The 23,615-nt window shown below is 58.1% G+C and carries 23 protein-coding genes; 2 read left to right on the forward strand and 21 right to left on the reverse strand.

What is annotated here, in order from left to right:
* Positions 1-13: 13 nt before the first annotated feature.
* On the forward strand, positions 14-1,369 hold the full coding sequence (locus PMI18_RS24400) for a dicarboxylate/amino acid:cation symporter (protein ID WP_007896312.1): 1,356 nt from the start codon (positions 14-16) through the stop codon (positions 1,367-1,369).
* A gap of 76 nt (positions 1,370-1,445) precedes the next feature.
* Here PMI18_RS24400 and PMI18_RS24395 read toward each other — a convergent pair whose 3' ends face one another.
* The 18 genes from PMI18_RS24395 to PMI18_RS24310 all read right to left on the reverse strand — a co-directional run bounded on the left by PMI18_RS24395 (position 1,446) and on the right by PMI18_RS24310 (position 21,135).
* A complete protein-coding gene (locus PMI18_RS24395; RefSeq protein ID WP_007896313.1) occupies positions 1,446-2,444 on the reverse strand; it encodes a helix-turn-helix domain-containing protein in 999 nt (332 codons plus the stop codon).
* A gap of 83 nt (positions 2,445-2,527) precedes the next feature.
* A complete protein-coding gene (locus tag PMI18_RS24390; protein ID WP_007896316.1) occupies positions 2,528-4,006 on the reverse strand; it encodes an aldehyde dehydrogenase family protein in 1,479 nt (492 codons plus the stop codon).
* Between the two features lie 76 nt (positions 4,007-4,082).
* Positions 4,083-4,931 (reverse strand): VOC family protein, encoded by an 849-nt coding sequence (locus PMI18_RS24385; RefSeq protein ID WP_007896319.1) that lies wholly within the window; start codon positions 4,929-4,931, stop codon positions 4,083-4,085.
* 16 nt (positions 4,932-4,947) lie between these two features.
* On the reverse strand, positions 4,948-6,603 hold the full coding sequence (locus PMI18_RS24380; protein ID WP_007896320.1) for a bifunctional 3-(3-hydroxy-phenyl)propionate/3-hydroxycinnamic acid hydroxylase: 1,656 nt from the start codon (positions 6,601-6,603) through the stop codon (positions 4,948-4,950).
* Positions 6,604-6,624: 21 nt separating this feature from the next.
* Complete coding sequence (locus PMI18_RS24375) at positions 6,625-7,446, reverse strand: IclR family transcriptional regulator (protein WP_007896321.1); 822 nt, start codon at positions 7,444-7,446, stop codon at positions 6,625-6,627.
* 3 nt (positions 7,447-7,449) lie between these two features.
* Entirely contained in the window at positions 7,450-8,301 is an 852-nt protein-coding gene (locus tag PMI18_RS24370; protein WP_007896322.1) for a fumarylacetoacetate hydrolase family protein, read from the reverse strand.
* A 330-nt stretch (positions 8,302-8,631) separates the two neighbouring features.
* Positions 8,632-10,083, reverse strand: a complete 1,452-nt coding sequence (locus PMI18_RS24365) for a carotenoid oxygenase family protein (RefSeq protein WP_007896323.1) — start codon at positions 10,081-10,083, stop codon at positions 8,632-8,634.
* A gap of 31 nt (positions 10,084-10,114) precedes the next feature.
* On the reverse strand, positions 10,115-11,341 hold the full coding sequence (locus tag PMI18_RS24360; protein ID WP_007896324.1) for an MFS transporter: 1,227 nt from the start codon (positions 11,339-11,341) through the stop codon (positions 10,115-10,117).
* Between the two features lie 59 nt (positions 11,342-11,400).
* Positions 11,401-12,393, reverse strand: coding sequence for a SphA family protein (locus PMI18_RS24355; RefSeq protein ID WP_007896326.1), 993 nt, complete (start codon positions 12,391-12,393; stop codon positions 11,401-11,403).
* 291 nt (positions 12,394-12,684) lie between these two features.
* Positions 12,685-14,076 (reverse strand): aldehyde dehydrogenase family protein, encoded by a 1,392-nt coding sequence (locus PMI18_RS24350; RefSeq protein WP_007896327.1) that lies wholly within the window; start codon positions 14,074-14,076, stop codon positions 12,685-12,687.
* Positions 14,077-14,137: 61 nt separating this feature from the next.
* Positions 14,138-14,953, reverse strand: coding sequence for an HpcH/HpaI aldolase/citrate lyase family protein (locus tag PMI18_RS24345; RefSeq protein WP_007896332.1), 816 nt, complete (start codon positions 14,951-14,953; stop codon positions 14,138-14,140).
* Positions 14,950-15,792 (reverse strand): FAS1-like dehydratase domain-containing protein, encoded by an 843-nt coding sequence (locus tag PMI18_RS24340; protein ID WP_007896334.1) that lies wholly within the window; start codon positions 15,790-15,792, stop codon positions 14,950-14,952. Before PMI18_RS24340 ends, PMI18_RS24345 begins: the two co-directional genes overlap by 4 nt.
* A 25-nt stretch (positions 15,793-15,817) precedes the next feature.
* On the reverse strand, positions 15,818-16,774 hold the full coding sequence (locus PMI18_RS24335; RefSeq protein WP_007896336.1) for an electron transfer flavoprotein subunit alpha/FixB family protein: 957 nt from the start codon (positions 16,772-16,774) through the stop codon (positions 15,818-15,820).
* Positions 16,775-17,524, reverse strand: coding sequence for an electron transfer flavoprotein subunit beta/FixA family protein (locus PMI18_RS24330; RefSeq protein ID WP_007896337.1), 750 nt, complete (start codon positions 17,522-17,524; stop codon positions 16,775-16,777). It lies immediately after the preceding gene.
* Positions 17,525-17,561: 37 nt separating this feature from the next.
* Positions 17,562-18,764: a CaiB/BaiF CoA transferase family protein gene (locus PMI18_RS24325; protein WP_007896338.1), complete on the reverse strand. Its 1,203-nt coding sequence runs from the start codon at positions 18,762-18,764 to the stop codon at positions 17,562-17,564.
* A gap of 18 nt (positions 18,765-18,782) precedes the next feature.
* A complete protein-coding gene (locus PMI18_RS24320; RefSeq protein ID WP_007896339.1) occupies positions 18,783-19,946 on the reverse strand; it encodes an acyl-CoA dehydrogenase family protein in 1,164 nt (387 codons plus the stop codon).
* A 65-nt stretch (positions 19,947-20,011) separates the two neighbouring features.
* Complete coding sequence (locus tag PMI18_RS24315) at positions 20,012-20,608, reverse strand: thiamine pyrophosphate-dependent enzyme (protein WP_007896341.1); 597 nt, start codon at positions 20,606-20,608, stop codon at positions 20,012-20,014.
* Entirely contained in the window at positions 20,596-21,135 is a 540-nt protein-coding gene (locus PMI18_RS24310) for a thiamine pyrophosphate-binding protein (RefSeq protein ID WP_007896342.1), read from the reverse strand. The genes PMI18_RS24315 and PMI18_RS24310 overlap by 13 nt, the downstream gene beginning before the upstream one ends.
* A 137-nt stretch (positions 21,136-21,272) precedes the next feature.
* Between PMI18_RS24310 and PMI18_RS31705 the strand changes: the two genes are divergently transcribed.
* Entirely contained in the window at positions 21,273-21,398 is a 126-nt protein-coding gene (locus PMI18_RS31705; RefSeq protein WP_274517912.1) for a hypothetical protein, read from the forward strand.
* A 38-nt stretch (positions 21,399-21,436) separates the two neighbouring features.
* Here PMI18_RS31705 and PMI18_RS24305 read toward each other — a convergent pair whose 3' ends face one another.
* From PMI18_RS24305 to PMI18_RS24295, 3 genes are read right to left on the reverse strand one after another with little or no spacing between them, the layout of a single operon-like run.
* Complete coding sequence (locus tag PMI18_RS24305) at positions 21,437-22,171, reverse strand: amino acid ABC transporter ATP-binding protein (RefSeq protein ID WP_007896343.1); 735 nt, start codon at positions 22,169-22,171, stop codon at positions 21,437-21,439.
* Positions 22,168-22,839, reverse strand: a complete 672-nt coding sequence (locus tag PMI18_RS24300) for an amino acid ABC transporter permease (RefSeq protein ID WP_033035905.1) — start codon at positions 22,837-22,839, stop codon at positions 22,168-22,170. Before PMI18_RS24300 ends, PMI18_RS24305 begins: the two co-directional genes overlap by 4 nt.
* Entirely contained in the window at positions 22,839-23,585 is a 747-nt protein-coding gene (locus tag PMI18_RS24295) for an amino acid ABC transporter permease (protein ID WP_007896346.1), read from the reverse strand. Before PMI18_RS24295 ends, PMI18_RS24300 begins: the two co-directional genes overlap by 1 nt.
* Positions 23,586-23,615: the final 30 nt, after the last annotated feature.

Consider the following 23,615-nt stretch of genomic DNA (forward strand, 5'->3'; position numbering starts at 1 on the left):
TCAGGGCCCTGTCATGAAAAGAATAGTTGGTAAACTCTACGTACAAGTTCTTATCGCCGTGATCCTCGGCGCTATTGTCGGGGTGCTCATTCCCGAAACCGGAACAGCGCTCAAACCCTTGGGCGACGCTTTTATCAAACTGATCAAAATGCTCCTTGCGCCGGTGATCTTCCTGACGGTCGTCACTGGTATTGCACGCATGGAAAACATGAAGGAGCTGGGCCGTGTCGGCTTTCGTGCACTGCTCTATTTCGAAGTGGTGTCCACGTTGGCGCTGGTCGTCGGCCTGGTCGTCGTCGATGTGTTCAAACCTGGTGCAGGCATGAACATCGATGTCGCCACGCTGGATACTTCCAGCCTGGCCACTTACACCACAGCGGTGAAACACGCGTCGTTCATGGACTTTGTAATGAACATCATCCCTGACACCATCGTGGATGCCTTCGCCAAGGGCAACGTGCTGCAAATCTTGCTGTTCTCCATCCTGCTTGGCGTTGCTCTGGCGCATGCGGGGCCTCGCGGCAAAGCTTTCGTCGACACGCTGGATAGCCTGATGCAGGGGATGTTTCGCATCGTCAACATGGTCATGCGCCTGGCCCCCATCGGTGCATTCGGCGCAATCGCTTTCACCATCGGCAAATACGGCTTTGGCTCGCTGTTCTCCCTTGGCAAGCTGATGGCCTGCGTCTACCTGACTTGCGCGGTGTTCGTGATCTTTGTACTCGGGCCGATCTGCCGTTACAGCGGTTTCAGCCTGTGGAAGTTTCTGAAATTCATCAAGGAGGAATTGTTCACCGTGCTGGGCACCAGCTCTTCGGAATCGGTGCTGCCGCAGATGATTTCCAAGATGGAAAAGGCCGGTGTTTCCAAGCCCGTTGCCGGGATGATCATTCCCTCCGGTTTGACCTTTAACCCGGATGGTCAGGCGATCTACTACACCATCGCCGCGATCTTCATCGCCCAGGCAACGAACACGCCGCTCACCCTGACGGATCAGTTGATCGTGCTGGCGGTACTGATGTTTACGTCCAAAGGCTCTGCGGGCGTCACCGGTTCAGGGTTCATCATTCTTGCAGCGACGTTATCTACCCTGGGCACCATTCCGGTGGCGGGTATGGTGTTGCTGCTGGGTGTCGACCGATTCATGTCGGAAGCACGTGCGATTACCAACACCATCGGCAACGGCGTCGGCACCATGGCCATTGCCAAATGGGTCGGGGCGCTGGACCCCGTGAAAATGCACAAGGCGCTGAATGGCGAGGTCGAAGAGGAGAAGTCCGAGACAGGGCGGGCAGAAGTTATCTCGGCTCCGTCATCGGTGCCGGCCAGTTCCTTGCTGCCAAGTCTTGAAAAAGCCTCTCGGGCGTGAGGTGGATGGCGCTGAATGTTGTGACGTTCGGCGCCATATGCTCCTGAGCACCCCGGCAACTTGCAAGGAAACAGACTTATGCAGCGGTCGATTCCACTCTGATGTCGCTCGCGGTATCACGGAACAGCCGAGGCGACATGCCGAACGCCGATTTGAAATGTCTGCTGAAGTGAGCACTGCTGCCATAGCCCCAGGCAAAGGCGATCTCGGTGAGTGAGCGATGGGCATGTTCCCGGTTGCGCAGATCTTCGGCGCAACGCGACAAACGCCGTTGCCAGATGTATTCGCTGATGCTGCAGCCAAGCTCATCTTGAAACGCTCGGTGCAAGCTGCGCACCGAGCATTGCTCTGCGTTGGCGATGCGTTCGATGGTCAGGTCGCGGTCGGCCAGGTGGCGCTCGATATAGGCCTTGAGGCGGTTCTGCTTGAAGAAGCGGAAGTCGTGTTCGAGTTGTTTTTCTTCCTGTTTATTCTTCAGAACGTTATCCAGAAGCCCCACGATACTGTCGCCGATCAGCCCGGCCGAGTTGTTGTTGAGCAGGGGATATTGGTTGTAAGCATCACTGACGAGATGCATCAGCATTCGGCCCAGCCCATTGCGACCGTTAAGATGAACATCGCCCGCTTGCGTGAGCAGTTCGCTCGTCCCCTGGAAAAGCAGGATGAAATGTTCGCAGCCTTGAGTACTGGTGACGCTGAAAGGCTGGCCGCTGTCGACCAGTAGCATCTCGTCAGGCGCTAACGCGCTGCTGTGTCGACCTTGCTCGAAATGACTGACACCGGCAATTTGCAGTATCAACATGCGCGGGGTGTCGAGCGAGTCGACCGCTTTGCTCAGATGGCGTGAATATCGATGGGCACTGGCGGTCATTCGACAGAAACGCAGCTGACCCAGGTCTCCATATTCCAGCCGCCCCTGAAAGTTGTTGTTATGCAACGGGTCGATGAACGTAGATTCAAGGCGCTTGATGTAGTCCGGAGTGCGACCCAGGTGATCACTCATGAACTCTTTCCACTTCATCAGCCGGTCGGAGTGAACGATTTGATCGGTGGACACACAGGCTAGATTGCTCATTTTTTCGCCTCTATTTTTTATTGTTTTTGTCGATTGGGCAAAGGAGCTTGCCCAATCCTGGCCGAGTCAGTATTGGCAAATAATCAGAAGGGGTAGTTATGGCCTCCGGGGTGCCAGGTGACCCAATGGGCACGGGTGAACTCATCCAGGGCATAGTGACCATTGAAGCGTCCGAGGCCTGAGTTCTTTTCACCACCGAAGGGCGCATTGGGCTGATCATCGACGGTGATGTCGTTGATATGGGTCATGCCCGCCACGATGCCACGGGCAAAGTTCAAGCCGCGGGCCATGTCCCGGGTGAACACCGCGCTGGACAGGCCATACTCGCTGGCGTTAGCCAGTTCCAGGGCATGGGCTTCGTTTTCTGCGATCAGCAGCGGCAGCAAGGGCCCGAAGGTTTCATCGCGCGCCAGTTCCTGATCGGCCCTCACCTCACCGAAGACATGGGCAGGCAGCACCAGCCCGGATGCCGGGCCTCCACAGAGCCGTTTGAGGCCCGCGTTTTCGGCGGCATCGATTTTGCGGAGCAGGCCATCGAGCTGGTTCTGATTGACCACGGGTCCAATCACCGTGTCTGCGTTGGCCGGGTCGCCGGTCTTGAGATTGCGCACTCGCTCCACGACCAGCGCCGTGAAGTCTGCATACAACGAGCGGTCGACGATCACCCGGTTGACGCTCATGCAGATCTGGCCTTGATGCAGGAAGCGCCCAACCACTGCAGCGTGCGCCGCGATATCAATATCCGCATCATCCAGGACCACCAGCGGAGCGTTGCCGCCCAGCTCCAGCGCAACGCGTTTGATGTGTTTGCCACCGGTTGCAATACGGCCGACATTGCGACCCACATCCGTTGAGCCGGTGAAAGAGATCAGGCTCGGTACCGGGTGTTCGACGAAGGCATCGCCAATCTCCGAACCTGCGCCTACCACGACATTGAGCGATCCATTCGGGAAGCCTGCTTCTTCGAACAGATGGGCAATCAGCAGGCCTCCGGTCACCGCCGTGTCGCTGGCGGGCTTGAGCACTATGGTATTGCCGAGCGCGAGTGCCGGTACCACCGAACGCATGCTCAGATACAAAGGAAAATTCCACGGACTGATAACACCGACCACACCCAGTGGTTCACGAAAGACAAAGCTCTGTTCGCCGGGCTTGTAGCTGGTCAGAATCCGTCCTTCAACCTGCATCGGCAACGTTGCGCACTCACGAACAAGGTTCAGGGTGAATTGCCATTCCATACTTGCTTTGATGCGCGTGCTGCCGGACTCCCGAATCAGCCAGTCGATGATTTCATCGCGGCGGCTCTGGATGACCTGAGCCAGTTTCTCCAGTTGGGCGCTGCGCTGTGTTGGATGCAGCTGTGCCCACGCCGTTTGCGCACGATGTGCAGCCTGATAGGCATCATCGAGATCGGCAATCGACGCCAGCGGCATTTCCAGCAGTTGTTCGCCATTGAAGGGATTGCGGTCATCCAGGCGTCGTGAGGAGCGACCGGCACGCCAGGTGCCGTTGATGTATTGGTCGCCGTTGATGGTGTAGGGGGCGAAATGTCGAGTCGTCATAGTCTTACCTTTGGAGGCAGGTGGCCGCGTCGATTAAGGAAGTTGATGATGCAAAACCTTGTCTGTAAAAAAGTGCTCAGCTCCTGATCCAGGCGCGTCCCCAGGAGTTGAGCGTGTATTCCCCTTGCGGCCAGACACCGGGTTGGCGGGCGGCATCGGTCGTTTCGAGTTCGGCCGAGAACTCCAGGCGGTTACGATCGGCGTCGACCACCATGAAGAACAGATTGTTGCCCGGCCCATGTCGGCCGGGGCCGAAGAAGATGGTGATACGTTCCTTGGCGAAGCGATCACCCCAGTCGCGGATGTCATTCCATTCGTTGGTTTCGTAACAGTGGTGATCCCATTCGTTGTTCGAACCGCGGAAAAACGCCAGCGAGTGATGCTCATCATCCGAGCGCAGGAAGCACACCATGAGCTGGCCGGTCTGCTCATCGACGACATTGTCCGAGACGGTAAACCCGACTGTATTGACGTAGAAATCGATCATGGCCTCCAGTTCAGTGGTCTGGAATACCACGTGCTGCAGGCGGCCCGGCATGCCTTGTCGGTCGACACCGGAATCAGTGCGAGATACGCCAAATATCGTTTGCCGGCCCTGAGGGTCACGAATCAGAAAGGCACCCGGTTCGAGCAACGGTGAGTCGATGTCTTCGACAGCACAGTCGTGCTCGATCAGGCGAGCGCGCAGTTCTCCCAGTCGAGCCTGATCGCCCAGGTCATAGGCCGCCGCGAGCAGGCCACTGTGATCGGCGGGCGACACGAGCATGGCGCGTTGTGGGCCACTGAGTATCCAGCTGCCATCGGGTTGCGCCAGGCCGTCCATGTCCAGCATCCGCCGATAGAAATCGATTTGTCGTTGCGGCTCTTTGCTCGCCAGGTGCAGGTAGCACAGGCGCGCAGGGGTGCAGGTCTGTAGGGTTTGCATAAACACCTCCGTGACTTTAAGGGGTCAATGAAAGACTGGCGTGATGCGCGTCTTCGGCTTCGGGGGGGATCGCCGAGGCAATGCCGAACAACGACTGCAACGACTCGGCAGCCTTCGTTTCGCCGGCCTTGTCGAAGATGGCGGCGATATAGCGGTCCGGGCGCAGCAGCAAAAACTTGTTTGAATCGCCCAGTATTTCTTTGAGCAACCCCTGGCGGTCATGAAGCACCGTGCAGCCAGGTATCGAAGGCACGGTTTTGACATGCTCGGGAAGGATCAGAATGCGTTTGGCTTCAAGGTGGAACCAAAAGCCATGCTGGAGTTCATCGATGCGTTGACGGGTGTGGTCGCCGTACTGAATCAAGGCGAAGCCGGCGCCGATCGAATCATCGAGCAGAGATGCCTGGCCCTGGGCATCGGTGAGCATCGGTTGAGGGAACATGTGCCCGCAGGACAGTTTTCCGGCTTCACCTTCGGTCAGTACCAGCCCTTTGGTGAATCGGGGTTTAGGCTTGAAGCGCATTTGCAGGAAGTAGTCCCGCAACGGTGGCAGCAGGCCGATCAACGCGAATGCACCGCTGATCAAGCGAGCGCGCAAGACGGTTGCCGGCGCCATGACCACGCCGAGGTTCAAGGCCAGTCTGATCAGTGCCCAGGCGTGATCGCGACGCTCGCTTTCGTAAGACAGCAGAGCCGTATCAGCCATTTTGCCCTTCAGCACGCCAATCAGTTTCCAGGCCAGGTTATGGGCATCGCGAACACCGCTGTTCATGCCTTGTCCGGCATAAGGCGGGGTCAGATGGGCGGCATCGCCGGCGAGAAACACGCGGTCCACTTGCCACCGCTCGGCAACCCGGGCGTGGAAGGTGTATACGGTCTTGCGCACGATGGATGCCGGGGTGTTGCCCTTGAAGGGCTCAAGCAACGCTTGCAGGCGAGTGTCGCTGAGCACTTGTTCATCCGTTTCGTGCGGCTTGAGCAGAAACTCGAAGCGGCGGGTACGGTGGGGGCCAGGCACTTCTACGACAGGACGGCGTGCATCGCAGTACACGCGTGTTTGCCAGAATGGATCGTCATCTTGATCGGTGTCGACCACCAGCCAGCGCGAGGAGAAGCTCGAGCCAACCATCTCGATTCCGAGTTGCTTGCGCACCGGGCTACGGCCGCCGTCGCAGGCGACCAGATAGGCAGCGTTGACTTCCATCATCTCGCCATCGGCGTCACGAATCAGCGCGCGCACGCCATGGTGGTCTTGACTGAATTCCAGCAGCTCGTGGCTGAACCGCGCCGTCAGGCTGGCAAAGCGTTCGAGGCCTGTCTTCAGGGTGCCCTCGAACAGTGGCTGGCGAAAGGCATTGCGCTTGGGGAACCCATACAACTTGCCAGTAGGCTCGACTTTGCCGAAGCAGCGGCCGCCGGGTCGAGTGAAATAGTGCACGCCGTAGCCAGGCACCACATCACGCAATACGGCTTCATCCAGGCCGACGGCCTGCATGGTGCGCAGGGATTCATCATCGATCGAGACGGCACGAGGTTCGGTCACGGTCCCGGGTTTGCGATCGATGATCAATGTGTTCACACCGGCCTGGCCAAGCAGGTTAGCCAGGGTCAGTCCCGTAGGACCGGCGCCGATGATCAGCACGTCGGTGTTGATACTGTTGAGGGTTGTCATTGTTTTTCCCTTACGGAGGGCTCAGTCCAATTGCTTGGGACGGTTGGCGAGTGCCACCATGCGCTGCGACAGCTTCTGCGCCAGGGCAAGGATTTGCTGTCCCTGTCCTTCTTCCTGAGCACTGTGACGTTCTTGAATCGGGCGAACGCAGCTGATGCTGCCGACGACTTTGCCATCGCCATCGAATATGGGGGCGGCCAACCCGTAGACGCCCGGGTCGACCTCGCCTGCGCTGGCAACATATCCCTGACGACGTAATTGCTGCAGCGAACGGCGGAACTGTTCCCAGGTCTGGCCAAGGTTGCTGGCGCGCACCTCATCGGGGTTTTCAAGAAATAGCTGACTGTGCTGGCGCGCGTTCATGTTGGCGAGGATTGCCTTGGAGGTCGCGCCCAGGAACAACGGCCTCGGTGAACCGCGTGAATAGCTGACCTCGCTGAACAAGTCGCCGTGCTGATGAATACAGACCACCTGGTCTTTGAACAGTCGGCAGATCAGCCAGACTTGCTGCTCGCTCCAGCGTGGGAAGCCCGGCTCCAGTGATTGTGCGGCGCGCACCAGGGGGTCGCTTAACCGCAACTGGCGGTCCCAGGTAATGATCCGGGCACCCAGCGCGTAACGCCCGGCTTCGACCTGGAACAACAAGTTCGCCTCGGCCAGTTCACGCACATAGCGGTAGACGGTAGAGCGAGTAAACCCTAATGCGCAGACCATGTCGTCGACAGCCCAGATCGGACTCTCTTCGGTAAACAGATCGAGTACCCGCAGCATGCGTTCCAGGCTCGATCCTTTGGTGTCGGTATCCTGATCTGGCAGTTGTTGTGATTCAGATAGTCTGTCCATTGCTTAGTGCTCGTCGACGATGCTGTTGCGCAGGATGCCGATTCGTGAAATCTCGATCTCGACTTCATCGCCCGGCTTCATCCATACCGGCGGCTCACGGAAAGCGCCGACGCCACCGGTGGTACCACTGACTATCACGTCGCCGGGAGCCAGTTCGGTGAAGGTGGAGCAGTATTCGATCAGCTTGCGGACATCGAAAATCATGTCGCTGGTGCTGGTGTGCTGCATCACTTCGCCATTCAGGCGGGTGGTCAGCTGCAAATCCTGCGGATCACCGATCTCGTCGCTGGTAACCAGACAAGGGCCGAAGCCGCCGGTGTTCGGGAAGTTCTTGCCCGGTATGAACTGAATGGTGTGCTTCTGCCAGTCGCGAACGCTGCCATCGTTGTAGCAGGCGTAACCGGCTACGTAGTCCAGCGCGTCGGCTTGTTTGACGTGACGCGCCGGTTTACCGATCACCACCGCCAGTTCGCCTTCAAAATCAAGCTTGTGCGAGGCTTCGGGCCGAATGATGGGTTGCAGGTGGGCGGTCTGGCTGTCGGCGAAGCGGGTAAAAATCATCGGGTAGGTCGGCATCTCACGACCGGTTTCACGCACATGAGTGGCGTAGTTGATGCCAATGCACAGCACTTTGCCCGGGTTCGGGATAACGGGCAGAAAGGTCACTTCAGCCAGAGGGATGCGCGGCAGGCTCGCCAGAACGACGCTGGTCAGATCGGCCAGACGGTTGTTGGCAATGGCTTGCTTGAGATCGGTGCCAAAGGTGTGTTTGAGCGATTCCAGGTCAACAACCTGATCGCCGTCGACAACACCGTAAGTGCTACGGCCTTGAACAATAAAGCTCGCGAGTTTCATTGAGTGCTCCTTGATAGAGGATCAGTGCATGCGCACGGAGTGAAAAAAGGCTCGGCACTGCTCATGCGACTATGGCCGTGGGTAAGTCGCGGCGGCTGAGGTTCAATCTAGTTGTGTAATTTAATCCTGTAAAGTGGGATTTTTAACAAATCCCAAAATACAGAAATAATGCATTTTCGTGTGTTGTAGGCAGCGCTTTACCGACCCTCAGGAACAGGCAATACGGGACATGTCATGCGGTCGGCGATGCTGTGACTCAGAAGAATAGAAGCCGCATTCCAGCTGGGGTAATCACAGACTTCTGTTCATTTCAGCGGACAGTTCATTGCTTCATTTTTTGCTCGGTGCCCAGCAACCGTGCAACGACATGCGCATCCGGAATGGGATTTTGATTCGTGCAATGGGACCGCTCTCCATGTCACGAGAATCCAGAACCACGAGCTCACTACGACCTTCTGCGATGAGATTGAGAAGGGCAACGACATAGCCATCTGCTTCCTGTGCATCAGGGGCGCGCGGAATGAAAATGGGCTCCTGGAAGCATCCGCTGTCACCGGGGAACCAGGCGTCGGTGGTTCCTGTTTTCAGGTTCACATGAGCCAGCAGGTTGAAGAATTGAAACGGCATCGGTCCATTCGCAGGGTTGTATGGGCGCTCTGGATCAAAGGCGAGTATGAAACCGTGTTCGTACTTTCTACCGATGTAGCGGTCATCACACCTTGGAAACTCGCAGGGGTAGTCAGTCAATGGCTGCGGTTGAATGTCGTCCTGCGTACCGTTCAGGTCGAAGGTCCAGCGCATCAGGCAGGCCGCCAGCGTTTCGGGTGGCGGCACATGACCGTCCGCCTGTGGAAAGAAGTAGAAGATGTTCCCGCCGGTAACCGGCATGTCTACATAAACCTTGCCATTGTCATCGAAGGCATTGAGCGTATGGCCTTGGAAGCCGTCCTTCGGGCCGTTGAACCAACGAACATCTTCCGCGCGTCCATTGCGTGGCACCACGGCGAAAAGCTGGGGTAGATCGGGTTGCCATTGAAAATGCGGCCCCCCGTTTTTCATGCGTTCGACGTCCACCGTCAACGGAATCAGCGGGAACACTACGTAGCGTTCGGTCACCGCAAAATCATGAACCATGGCCGCATAAGGTGCCTGGAACCAGATCTCATGCAGTAGTTTCCCGTCTGGCGAGATTTCGAAATAGGCCAGGTCAGGCGTGCCGTCCCCTTTGGCTTCATAGCTGAATGCCAAGAGGTTTCCTGTTGCCGGGTCGAGCTTGGGATGGGCTGTGAATGTCGCTGATTTGACCTGGTCGGCAAAATTCCATTCGCCAAGGGTCTCCAGCGTTTCGAGATCCATTGCCCAGGGCATGGCATCTTCTTTGAGCGCAAGCAGGACGCCATTGTGCGGCACCACGGTGGTGTTCGCGGTCGTGTTGTTCTTCGCCGCGAGCGGGTCGTTGGTGTAGACGTTTCGATAGATACCATTGAGCGAACGACCTTCACGGCGCTGAGCCATCAAACGATCAGTCTTCACGTAGCGGCGTCGCATCGAGACCCTGCCGTCGGCGAAGTTGAAGCCGCTGACCATCCCGTCACCGTTGAAAAAGATATCGTTGCCCAGCAAGGGCGGGTACTGCGGGTCTGGCGCGACCTGATAAAAAGTCCCACGGATCGAGGCGGGAAGGGCGCCTTCAATCTCGAGGTCGAACACCTCTGCTTCCACGCGGCTGGGCGTATAAAGAGCGCCGGAAAATTCAGGGGTTTGGGGAAATTGGCTGATCATCAGGACAACCTCTAAAGATGGGCATCTTTGTTCATTGATGGGATGGGTCATCAGCAGCCACCATCCTCCCGGGTGATTTCAGGCTGACTGAGGGGATTGCTGGCCCGGAAGGCTTCACGCCTCGACGAAAGCGCGCAACGACCAGACACGAGATAACCAGGGCTATCAAATAGGCTGAGGCAGCCAGCCATCCGACTGCCCGGAAATGTCCCTCACCGACGACAAGTGCTGCACCAAACGGGCCGAGCCCCTGGCCGATAAAAATGGCGGCGTTACCTAGTCCGGCCAGTCGGCCGGAAGGGTCCAGTTCGGCCGCCATGGAAAGCAGGTAAGGCAGGCTGAAAAACCACACCATATGGATCAGGCAGGCAGTGGCGACAAAAGCAATGGGACTATTGCCATAGACCATGACCAGTGTCGCCAACAAGGCTGTACCGAAGCTTAATAGCTGCGGAAACAGCAAACCCAGGCGCCGTCCGATTAGCCCGGCAAGACCTGCCCCAAGGGCACCGGCAAGGATGCTGCCCCCCAGAATCCCCCCAATCTGCTGCGGCTCCAGGCCAATGCTTTTGCCGATGCGTTCTTGGTAAACCCACAGAGCGGAATGCCCAAAAAACAGAAGCACAAAAAGCATGATTAACAGGATGGATGTGAGACCAAATGGCTGGACCGAACCGATCGCCAAGCGATGTGTTTCAGGGTAGCGCTTGGGCACTCTCAAGCAACCCGCCGCCGCGAGCACACTGGTGATAGCCAATAGGGAAAACGCACCATTCACGCCGTATGATTTCAGGATCATAGGCATGGAGGTCACGAGCAGCATGCCCCAGAGGAGGTTGCCGATATTGATGACCGCGAAAGTGGCATCTTTAGATGTGCGCAGGGCTGCCGTGGCGTAGACAACCGCCATGACAGCGCCACCGCTTGCGCCACAGATCATTCTGCAAATGAGTAACGAAGTCTGGCTGTGGAACTGAGTGCTGGCTAGATTACCTGATGCCAGGATCAACAAGGCAACCAAGGCGAAGCGGCGCCGATCGACGTTCACCATCAACATGGCGCAAACGCCGCAAGCGACCGCCATTGCCATAAGTTCTGCTGCGAAAATGGCGCCTATTGCATTAAGAGGCAAGTCGAGTTGGTCGATAAAAGCTCCGCCCAGGATAGGCTGGACCTGTAGCGTTCCTAGAGATATGACCATCATCAGGCAAACAGCGGCCAATGATTTTTTGCTGTCGATGGATTCGAGCGCGTTCATGAAGCATCACCTCGGGTAAAGGAGCCCGCTCCTCATGCATGGGCGGGCGCACACGTCAGTCAGAACTTGTGGGCGTAACGAATCTGGACGGCGTAATCCGTTCGGGCGCGGTTCTCGACGCCGGTCTCTTTATAGGTGTTCAGCCAAAAGCCTTGGCCATCGCTGATTTTCCAGAACAGGCCTGGGCCGATGCCCAAAACCTTTTCCCGAGAGTTGCTCAGCCGACTCCCGTTGACATCGTCATCTGATAGTTGCCTGAAGTAATACCCGTTGAGGCCGACCGATACGTTGGGGACCACTTCATAGGAGGCTGTGAAGTTGGCCCACGCCGACTGTCCTGCTTGGGTGTCGCGTACAGGCTGTCCTTCGAAGGATTGCGTTGAACTACTAGCGGGGTCGTTGTTCTTGAAGTTGTACAGGTAATGCAGCCGCCAGCTCACCTCCCAACGAGGAGCTGGCATCCAGGTCGCTGCCCAGTAAGGGTTCAGAGAGAAGAAGTTGGAGCCTGGGTTCAGGTCTTTATGTTTGTCGTATTTACCGGTTGGAAGGATGGTATCGAAGGCCAGGCGCTGCACAAAGATGGGCCTGCCTTGGGCGTTTACGATTGGATCGAACTGGATCTGAGGCCCCACGACGATATCACCAAGGCCGGTGCCGTTATCCTGGAGCTTGGCGCCGTTGTCACCAAAGTCACCGTCCAGGGAGACGATTGGCACCAACAGACTCCAACCCAGGTGCGCACCGCCTGCGATGGAGTCAGGTGAGTAATAGCTCAGCTGATTGATCAGCGTGATGATGTTGATCTTCGGGTTATCGAAGGCGCCATTATCCTTGCCTGCGTTGTCCTTGATGCTGCGTGCAGTGCTGAATTTCAGATAGGTCAGATGTGATAAGCCGGGCGGCCCCGCGAAACCGTCGTAAAAGCTGGTGCCGCCCAGGTTGATACCGCTCGGCTCATTCACCGAAGGTGGTGGAGGGCCATCTGCTGCATGTGCGGCAAACGATGCGAAGCTGAGTGCCAGGCATGCTGGCAGGGATTTTGTCAGGCTCATCGAAGTGGCTCTATTCTTGGAATTGTGAGCGGGGTAGCTACCCCTGGCGCTTCGACTTTAATTCTTGGGTGTTTGTGATGCTTGAGCACAACGGCCAGAATTGACTGAGCGCGCCATGATGCAGGAGGGGACGAACAGATAAGCGAAGTGCGGTTTCGCCGCACCGAACACCGGCACCGACCCGCGTAAGCGAGGTGTCGGTGCCGGCGCGAACCTCCATCGGCTCGCAGGTAAGCCAGATAGAGTCGTTGGGATGTTGATTGAGTCGCAAAACATTGATCGTCGATGCAATCAGCGGCGGTCCAGCCACACCGTCTGTGCATTGCAGAACTCACGGACCCCGAAATGTGACAGCTCTCGGCCGAAACCGCTTTTCTTCACGCCGCCGAAGGTGACACGTGGGTCGGTTGCGCAGTAGCCATTGATGAACACACCGCCGGTTTCCAGTTCGCCCGCCAGCTTCTGGGCCAGCTCGACATCGCGAGTGTAAATGGTTGAGGCAAGTCCGAACTCACTGTCATTGGCCAGCTCTAGCGCGTGGGCTGCATCGCGCGCGGTGATGATCGAGGCGACCGGCCCAAACAACTCCTGTTTGAACGAGGTCATCCGGTCGGTGACATCTGCGAATACGGTGGGCTCATAAAAGTTGCCAGGGCCTTCAGCCTTCTTGCCACCCATTAACAATGTCGCGCCTTCTTCCAGCGTCTCCTGGACCTGACGATCCAGCTCATCACGAAGATCGAAGCGAGCCATGGGGCCGATGTAGGTGTCTGTGGCCAATGGATCGCCGACGACCAACTCGCGGGTTGCTTCAACGAACTTGCGGGTGAACTTCTCAACGACACCTTGCTCGACAATCAGGCGTTTGGCGGCCGCGCAGACTTGCCCGGTATTCTGATAGCGGCCGATGACGGCAGCTTTGACCGCTTCGTCGAGGTCGGCATCGTTGAGCACAATGAACGGATCGGAGCCGCCCAATTCCAATACACACTTCTTCAAGGCTGCACCGGCCTGTGCGCCAATGGCTATGCCGGCGCGAACACTGCCGGTGAGCGTCACCGCGGCGATGCGTGGATCAGCGATTGCGGTCGAGACGCCGTCCGGCGTGACATTGATGACTTCGAAAACACCTTCGGCAAAGTCGGCACGCTTGAAGGCATCCTGCAGCAGATAGGCGCAGCCCATCACGTTGGGCGCATGCTTGAGGACGTAAGTGTTGCCAGCGATCAACGCTGGAACGGCGCCACGCAGCACCTGCCAGATGGGAAAGTTCCACGGCATCACGGCGAGAATCGGCCCCAGTGGACGATATTCAATGCGTGCCTTGCCACCCTCGACCTGTGTCGGTTCGGCGGTCAGCATGGCGGGGCCGTGTTCGGCGTACCACTCGCAGAGCTGCGCACACTTTTCAATTTCACCGCGCGCCTGTGTGGTGGGTTTACCCATTTCCAGGGTGATCATGTTGGCCATCGCGGCGGCGTTGTCGCGCAATGCCTGTGCCAAGGCGATCAACAATTGCGAGCGTTGATCAACGGGTTTGCTGCGCCAAACGCGGAACCCGGCAGCGGCGCGGGTGAGGGCGGCGTCCAGTGTCGAGGCGGATTCGAAAGGGTAGTGACCAATCTGCTCGCCGTTGGCGGGGTTGATCGAAATGGCATGGGTAAGGCCAGAAACGTTAATCATGACACCGTCCTATGAGGTAGGAATGAGTACGCAGCTTCAAAGCAAAAGTGCCGCCGTTGAGTCAGGTCGCGCGCGCCAGAATGGAGTACGCGCGACCAATGACTGGAGCGTCGACCATTTGCCCATCCAGCACGAAGACGCCGTCACCTGAGCTGGCGGCTTCGACAATGCGTTGCGCCCAGAGCAGTTCTTCAGGGCTAGGCTTTAACGCCTGATGGATGATCGCCACCTGGCTCGGATGGATGCACAGTGCGCCGCCAAAGCCCATGTCGCGGGCAAATTGAACGGTATTGTGCAGGCCCGCGGTATCTGCGATTGAGGGAAAGACACCATCCAGCGCCGGGGCCAGTCCAGCGACACGCGTGCAGAGCAACACGGCGTAGCGGGCGTGACTGAGCACTTCTTCTGCGGCACGACTGCTGGTGGTCAGGTTCAGGTCCAGGCCCAGATCGAGGCTGCCGAACGACAAGCGCTCAACGCCTTGGGCGCCGGCAATCGAGTGGAGTGCAGCCAGGCCTTTGGCGCTCTCGATGATTGGCCAGACCGGTTTGCCGGTGCTAAAGGCGGTGGACACCTGCGCCGCACTTTCTGCTTTGGGCAGCAGAATGGCGGTCACGCCGGCATGCCGACGGCAAAGATCCAGGTCCGCAGTGTGCGCCCAGTGCTCCGGGGCATTCACCCGAACCAACACCTGAGCTTCGGGGTGTTCACTCAAGAAGCGCTCAAGGTTATCCCGGGCCTGCTCTTTGAGGTTTTCCTGCACGGCATCTTCCAGGTCGACAATGACTCGGTCCGCGCCGCTGGCGATGGCTTTGGGGATGCGCTCTGGACGGGTGGCCGGCACAAACAGGGCGGAGCGCACAATCGAAGGGCTCATGGTGTTTCTCCCTGGCTGAACTCGACTTCTCCAATCTGTGCGATGCCGTCCTGATTGCCTGCCCAGACCTGCGCCTTGCCACTGTCAATCAAGCGTCCGCCGACCTCGAAAGGTTGCGGCGAAATCAGCGGTCGGACCCCTCGGAAGGTGAAGCACTTCAAGCGCGCTGACGGGTGCGCTTTGGTAAAGGCACGCAGGTTCAACGTGGCGATCAATGGACCATGCACCACCAGTCCCGGATAACCTTCGGTTTCTGTGACGTAAGGCCAGTCATAGTGAATCCGATGGCCATTGAAGGTGACCGCGGAATAGCGGAACAGCAGGGTCGCGGAGGGCTCGACCGGTTCCTGCCATTGGCCCTCGGGGAGCGCTTCGGTGCCGCTCAGTTTGGGTGGTGTCGGTTCGCGGTAGACGATGTCCTGTTCATCTTGCAGGGCGCGTTGGCCGTCCTGGAAATACTCATGGCGCACCGTGACGAATAGCAACGAACCGGTGCGGCCGAGCTTCTCTTCGACGTTGAGGATGGTCGAAACGCAGCTCACATCCGCCTCTACCTTCAAAGGCTGGTAAAACTCGATTCGGCTGCCGGCCCACATGCGATTGCGGTTGTGCGCCGGAGGCAAGAAACCACCCAGCGCCGGATGACCGTCCGGGCCCAGTTCGCTGGCTGCGACCGGCTCTTGAAAGAACGCCCAGTGCCACAGTGGCGGCAGCGCTTCGCCAGGCAGCGGTGCCACTTCGCTCAAGGTTGCGGCAATGCGTTTAACCAGGTTGAAGCTGATCCGATCCTGGCTTTCCTGACGACGTCCGATCCACGCTGAAAAATCGATATTGCTCATATATTTCGCTCCTGTCGGTCGCTGATCAGGCCAGGGCGGCCATCTCTGGAATCGCTTCGAACAAATCCGCCACCAGGCCGTAATCGGCCACCTGGAAGATCGGCGCTTCTTCGTCCTTGTTGATCGCAACGATCACCTTGGAGTCTTTCATGCCGGCCAAATGCTGGATCGCGCCGGAAATACCGACGGCGATGTACAGCTGTGGCGCAACGATCTTGCCGGTCTGACCGACCTGCATGTCGTTGGGTACGAAACCTGCGTCGACGGCAGCGCGGGAAGCACCGACGGCAGCACCCAGCTTGTCAGCCAGGGCGTACAGGTGCTTGAAGTTGTCGCCGTTTTGCATGCCGCGACCACCGGAAACGACGACTTTGGCAGCGGTCAGTTCCGGACGATCGGACTTGGCCAGTTCTTCGCCGACGAAGCAGGAAGTACCCGCGTCGTGTACAGCGGCAACGGCTTCAACAGCCGCCGAACCACCTTCAGCTGCAACCGGGTCGAAACCGGTGGCGCGAACGGTGATCACTTTGACCGCCGCGTTGGACTGCACGGTAGCGATGGCGTTACCGGCGTAGATCGGGCGCTTGAAGGTATCAGCGCTTTCGACCGAGATGATCTCGGAGATCTGGTCAACGTCCAGCTGAGCGGCAACGCGTGGCAGGATGTTTTTGCCGTTGGACGTGGCCGAGGCCAGGACATGGCTGTAAATCGAGTGCTGTTCGATCACTAGACTGACCACTAACGGTGCAACATTTTCGGGGAGTTGATGCGCGTAGGCGGCGTTGTCGGCTGCCAGTACTTTGGATACGCCAGCAATTTTTGCAGCGGCTTCAGCTACAGCGCCAACACCTGCACCGGCAACCAGTACATGAATATCACCACCGATTTTCGCGGCAGCCGCAACGGTGTTCAGCGTGGCCGGAGCTACTACTTTGTTGTCCTGCTGGTCAGTTGAATAGTCAGCAATCACCAGGATCGTCATTCAGATTACCTTCGCTTCGTTTTTCAGTTTCTCGACCAGTTCAGCCACCGACTTGACCTTGATACCCGCGCTGCGTGCAGCCGGCGCTTCGACTTTCACGGTCGAGTGGGTGGAGGCGGTGGAAACGCCCAAAGCGTGCGCAGGCACTACTTCGAGAGGCTTCTTCTTGGCTTTCATGATGTTTGGCAGAGACGCGTAGCGCGGCTCGTTCAAACGCAGGTCGGTGGTGACGATGGCCGGCAGTTTCAGGGAAACCGTCTGCGCGCCGCCGTCGACTTCGCGAGTCACGGCAACGCTGTCGCCGGACACTTCGACTTTCGAAGCGAAGGTGCCCTGACCGTAGCCGCTTAGTGCAGCGAGCATCTGGCCAGTCTGGTTGCTGTCGCTGTCGATGGCCTGTTTGCCGAGGATCACCAGATGCGGCTGTTCCTTGTCGACAACAGCTTTCAACAACTTGGCGATCGCCAGGGACGTCAGATCTTCAGCGGATTCGATGAGGATGGCGCGATCGGCACCCAGAGCCAGCGCGGTGCGCAGTTGCTCTTGAGCGGTGGACGGGCCGATGGAGACGACGACGATTTCAGTCGCAATACCGTTCTCTTTCAGGCGTACGGCTTCTTCCACGGCGATTTCGCAGAACGGGTTCATCGACATCTTGACGTTAGCGAGGTCGACACCGGAATTGTCCGCCTTGACGCGAACTTTCACGTTGTAATCCACAACGCGTTTGACAGCTACCAGGATCTTCATTGGGCAGTGTTCACTCGAAAATAGTTGATCGTTGCTGTCAGATAGCCCCGGCTGCGCGCATTTGTTCAATGCGGTCCGTCCCCAGCCCCAGTTCCCTGAGCACCTGTTCGGTGTGTTGGCCAAGGCCCGGCACAGCATCCATACGCGGTTCAAAAGCGCTGTTGCTGCCGGGCGGTAGCAGACTCGGGACGCTGCCGGCAGAGGTCTCGACTTCCCGCCAGCGATCACGTGCCTGGAGTTGTGGATGGTCCCAAACCCCCTGCATGTCATTGACCCGGGCGTTGGCGATCTGCGCATGCTCCAGCCGATCGAACACGGCATCGAAGTTGAGCGTGGAGAACGCTTCAACGATGAGTTGCCGTAGCGCGTGACGGTTTTCGACACGTTTGAAGTTGGCCGAGAAACGCTCGTCTTTGGCCAGTTCGGGTGTAAGGAGCACCTTCTCGCAAAACAGCTGCCATTCACGCTCGTTCTGCAAACCCAGCATCACGGTGGTGCCGTCGCCGATAGGGAAGGGACCATAGGGATAAATAGTGGCGTGCGCGGCACCGGCGCGAGGTGGCGGAGGGGCGCCGCCGTAGGCGTAGTACATCGGGTAGTTCATCCACTCGACCAGGCTTTCCAGCATCGACACATCCAGGTGGCTGCCTTCGCCGGTGCGTTCACGCAATAGCAGTGCAGAAAGAATTCCGGTGTAGGCGTACATGCCGGCCGCGATGTCGGCGATCGAGCAACCGGCCTTGGCCATTTCTTCCTCGCCCGGGCCGCCGGTCACCGACAGAAAACCGCCTTCGCTCTGAATCAACAGGTCGTAGGCTTTCTTCTTCTCATAGGGGCCACCGACGCCATAGCCGGAAATGTCGCAGACAATCAGCCGCGGAAAGCGCTGATGCAAAGCCTCGAATGACAGCCCCATTCGCGCGGCCGCACCGGGTGCCAGGTTCTGCACGAGCACATCGGCGGTGGCCAGCAAACTGTCCAGCACCTCAGTGGCCGAGTCTTGCTTCAAGTCCAGGGTCAGGCTTTCTTTCGAACGATTGGTCCAGACGAAGTGCGAGGCCAGGCCGTTGACGCGTTGGTCGTAGCCCCGGGCGAAATCGCCTGTGCCGGGACGTTCGACCTTGATCACACGGGCGCCAAGGTCGGCCAGTTGTCGGGTGCAGAAGGGCGCGGCAATGGCATGCTCAAGGCTGACGACGGTAATGCCATCGAGCGGGCGGATGCCTTTGGGCTGGCTCATGGTGTTATCTCTCTGTTATTAGAAAGAGCGCGGCAGCTCGAGCAGGTGTTCGGCCACGTAGGACAGGATCAGGTTGGTGGAGATGGGCGCGACCTGGTACAGGCGGGTTTCACGGAATTTGCGCTCGACGTCGTACTCGCAGGCGAAGCCAAAGCCACCGTGAGTCTGCAAGCAGGCGTTGGCGGCTTCCCAGGAGGCTTTCGCCGCCAGGTACTTGGCCATGTTGGCGCTGGCCCCGGCGTTGATGCCGCTGTCGTATTCCTCGCAGGCACGCCAGCGCATCAGGTCGGCCGCTTCGATCTCGATGTGCGCTTCAGCGATCGGAAACTGCACGCCCTGGTTCTGTCCGATCGGGCGCCCAAACACCACACGGTCGCGGGCATAAGCGCTGGCCTTTTCGATAAACCAGCGACCGTCACCGATGCATTCGGCGGCGATCAGGGTGCGTTCGGCATTCAAGCCGTCGAGGATGTACCGAAAGCCTTTGCCTTCCTCGCCGATCAGGCTGTCGGCGGGGATTTCCAGGTTGTCGAAGAACAACTCATTGGTTTCGTGGTTGACCATGTTGGCGATCGGCTGCACGGTCATGCCGTTGCCGATGGCCTCGCGAAGGTCCACGAGGAAGATCGACATGCCTTCGGATTTTTTCTGTACGTCGGCCAACGGTGTGGTGCGCGCCAGCAGGATCATCAGGTCGGAATGCTGGATGCGCGAGATCCATACTTTCTGCCCGTTGATCACGTATTTGTCGCCTTTGCGTACGGCGGTGGTCTTGATCTTGGTGGTGTCGGTGCCGGTGGTGGGCTCGGTCACGCCCATCGATTGCAGGCGCAATTCACCGCTGGCGAGTTTCGGCAGGTAGTAGCTTTTCTGCGCTTCGCTGCCGTGTCGCAGCAGGGTGAACATGTTGTACATCTGGCCGTGCACGGTGCCGGAGTTCCCGCCGCAGCGGTTCACTTCTTCAAGGATCACCGAAGCTTCGGCCAACCCCAGGCCGGAGCCGCCATATTCGACAGGGATCATCGCAGCCAGCCAACCGGCGTCGGTCAGGGCCTTGACGAAGGTTTCCGGAAACCCTTTTTCTTCATCGACTTTGCGCCAGTAGGCGGCATCGAATTCGGCGCACAGGGCACGTACGCCTTCGCGGATGGCATTGAGTTCTTCAGCGTTGCGGTCGGTCATTATTATTCTCCTCAGTGCGTCACGCACGGCTTTTGCCCTGCGTGACCGGGTCCGGCATAGAGCAATCAGATCGGGTTGAAACCCAAGGCAGCGCGAAAGCGATTCTTGATGTAGTGACCATCGCGCGGTGGCAGCACCCGTGGCGGGTTTTCCGCTTTGATCTTGATCGTTGCGAGCTTGACGCCATCGCGGGTTGCAAAGCGCTCGCGCAAGTTGTGTACGCCTTCCATGTCGCGGATTTCATCGGTCCAGCTGAAGCCGCAAGTTTTCGCCACCTGGTCCAGGGAGATGCCAAATCCGGCGTGGCTGACCTGCATGCCGGTTTCGCCAAAGTGACCGTTGTCCAACACAGCAATGGTCAAGTTGGCGGGCTTTTGCAGCGCGACGGTCGCCAGTGCGCCGAAGCCCATGAGCAACTCACCGTCACCCGTGACGACCACCACCGACTTGTCCGGTTGGGCATTCGCCAGGCCCAGGCCCACTGTGATCGCACTGCCCATAGCGGCCCAGAGGTAGTAGTTCAGATCGTTGTCACCGGCCGCCATGACGTCATAGGACGCCGAGCCCAGGCCGGTCACGACCAGCACGTCTTTGCGGTCGGCCAGCAAGGCCTTGACCACTTCGCGGCGGCACAATGTGTGGTTTGCGCTTACTTGACCCATTTCTTTTCTCCAATCAGGCGCTGGCCGAGCAGCAGGGCAGTGGCGGAATCACCGTTGAAGGCCATGGTCGCGGCACCGTGCAGCAATGGGGCGACGTCTTCGGGAACGTCGGCACGCCAGGTCATGACTTTCATCAGGTTCAGGGAGGCTTCGGTGGCCTGACCCATGGGGTTCTGCCACGCATTGAATTCGGCCCAGTCACCGCGCATGGTGACCACCATCAGCAGCGGGAAGCCGGCACAGACTTGCAGAGCCAGGGTGTTGATGCAGTTACCGACACCGCTCGATTGCATCAGCAGGGCGCCACGTTCACCACCCAACCAGGCGCCGGCGAGGTAGCCGATGCCTTCTTCTTCAGTGGTGAGGACAACGGCCTTGATGTCCGGGTCTGCGTACGACATGCGGATCGCCGCCGAATGGCCTGCATCCGGTACGAAGACCACGTGTTTGACGTCGTGGGCCTTGAGCACGCGGAACACGTCCTCCTGCCAATCCTGCCCCACGGTTTGTTCAGCTTCTGTTGACATGCCTATCTCCCAAGCAGTGCTGCTTTTGTGTTTTCACTCATTCTGGGAGCACTGGAGGAGAACGACGACTACCGTTTTTGTCTTTGAGATATGCCCATTGAGCATAGGTTGGGGGGGGACGGGAAGACTGGGCGAGGATGAAGATTACCGACATTGGCCGGCACGTGCTGATTCACGCGACGCGAATCATGGAAGAGATGAAGTCTATCCGCGGCACGGTGGTCGACGGACGATCAGCGGGCGCGAACCGGCGCTCAAAATGACGGCCTGCGCCCGACAAGTCGGACGCAGGATCACTCGTTTAATGTTGCAGAATTTTGCCCAAAAACTGCTGCGCTCGTTCGGAGCGGACGCTGATGTCGCCGAAGAACTGCTCTTTGGGGCAGTCTTCGATAATCTGGCCCTGGTCCATGAAGATCACCCGGTTCGCCACTTTGCGAGCGAAGCCCATTTCATGGGTCACGCACATCATGGTCATGCCTTCGTGGGCCAGTTGCACCATCACGTCGAGCACTTCGTTGACCATTTCCGGGTCAAGGGCAGAGGTCGGTTCGTCGAACAGCATCACCACCGGGTCCATCGCCAAGGCCCGGGCAATTGCCACGCGCTGCTGCTGGCCGCCGGAGAGCTGGCCCGGATGCTTGTGGGCATGGGCCGAGAGACCGACCCGCTCAAGCAATTGCAGGCCTTTCCTGGTGGCTTCTTCCTTGCTGCGGCCCAGCACTTTGATCTGCGCGATGGTCAGGTTTTCGGTGATGGTCAGGTGCGGGAACAGTTCGAAATGCTGGAACACCATGCCCACGCGCGAACGCAGTTTCGGCAGGTTGGTCTTCGGGTGAGCGATGGACGTGCCATCGACGATCACGTCGCCTTTCTGGAACGGTTCCAGGGCGTTCACGCATTTGATCAGGGTGGATTTGCCAGAACCGGACGGCCCGCACACCACAATCACTTCGCCTTTTTTGACCTCAACGCTGCAATTCGTAAGTACCTGGAAGTTTCCATACCATTTGTCGACGTTCTTGATAGAAATCATTCAGCGAACCTTCTTTGTAGACGCTTGACCACCCGCGAGGCGGCAAAGCTGATAGTGAAATACACCAGGCCCGCAACGATCAGGAATTCATTGGCGCGACCGATGATGTCGCCACTCGAACGAGAGGCGTTGAGGAAGTCCACCAAGCCAACGGTGTAAACCAGCGAGGTGTCCTGAAACAGGATGATGCTCTGTTGAAGCAGCAGCGGGGTCATCTTGCGAAACGCTTGCGGCAGGATGATCAGTCGCATCATCTGGCCGTAGTTCATCCCCAGTGCCTGGGCAGCGCCCATCTGGCCTTTGGGAATCGCCTGCACGCCGGCCCGGACGATTTCGCAGAAGTACGCTGCTTCGAACATCATGAAGGCCACGACACACGAGGTGAACGCGCCGATCGGCGTGTCTTCGCCAGTGATCCAGCGCAGCGCGAACGGGACCGCGAGGTAAAACCAGGTGATCACTAGCAGCAGTGGGATGGAACGGAAGTAGTCCACGTAGGTGCCGGCAATGCGCGACAACACGTTGCTGTGGGACAGGCGCATCAATGCCAGGATCGTGCCGAGGATGATCCCTCCGACGACGCCCATCGCCATCAGTTGCAAGGTCATGAGCATGCCGTTCAACAAGCCGGGAAGGGCAGAAGTGATGTCGCTGAAATCGAATTCCATCATTTACCACCTATGGAAATCAGGCCGGGTACGGCGACTTTCTTCTCGACTTTGCGCATGAGCAGCATCAGTCCCATGTTCAAGGTGAAGTAGATGAGCGTGGCCAGGGTGAAGGCTTCGAACAGGTTGGCGGTGAATTCAGCTGTTTGTTTGGCTTGCGCCAGCAGTTCCATCAGGCCGATCAGCGAAGCCACCGATGAGTTTTTGAATACGGCCAGAAACTCGGTGGTAAGCGGCGGAATGATGATCCGGTACGCCTGAGGCAGCAGCACGTTCCAGTAAATATGTGGCAGCCTGAAGCCCATGGCGCGAGCGGCGGCTTCCTGGCCACGGGGTAGCGCCTGAATGCCTGTACGGACTTGTTCACAGACACGAGCGGCCGTGAAAAGACCGAGGCATACGACGACGCTCAAGTAGGCCGAGGTGGTCGGGTTCAGGTCCTGCTTGTACCACTCCTGCAGGTGCTCAGGCAGCAGATCGGGTGCCAGGAAATACCAGATAAATAGTTGTACTAAAAGTGGGACATTTCGGAACACCTCCACATACAGGCTGGCAATGCTCGACACGATGCGATTTGGCACGGTTCGCATGACACCGAGCACTGAGCCCAACAGCAACGCTATTATCCAGGCGACTACTGCAATCGCGATGGTCCAGCCCAGACCTGAAATAAACCAACTGAAATAGGTTTCATGTCCCACTCCAGTGGATTTTAAAAATACGCCCCAATCCCAGTTGTAATTCATAGAAAACACCTTCCAAACAAATATTTTTGT

This window comes from Pseudomonas sp. GM102 (assembly GCF_000282555.1).
Lineage (GTDB): Bacteria > Pseudomonadota > Gammaproteobacteria > Pseudomonadales > Pseudomonadaceae > Aquipseudomonas.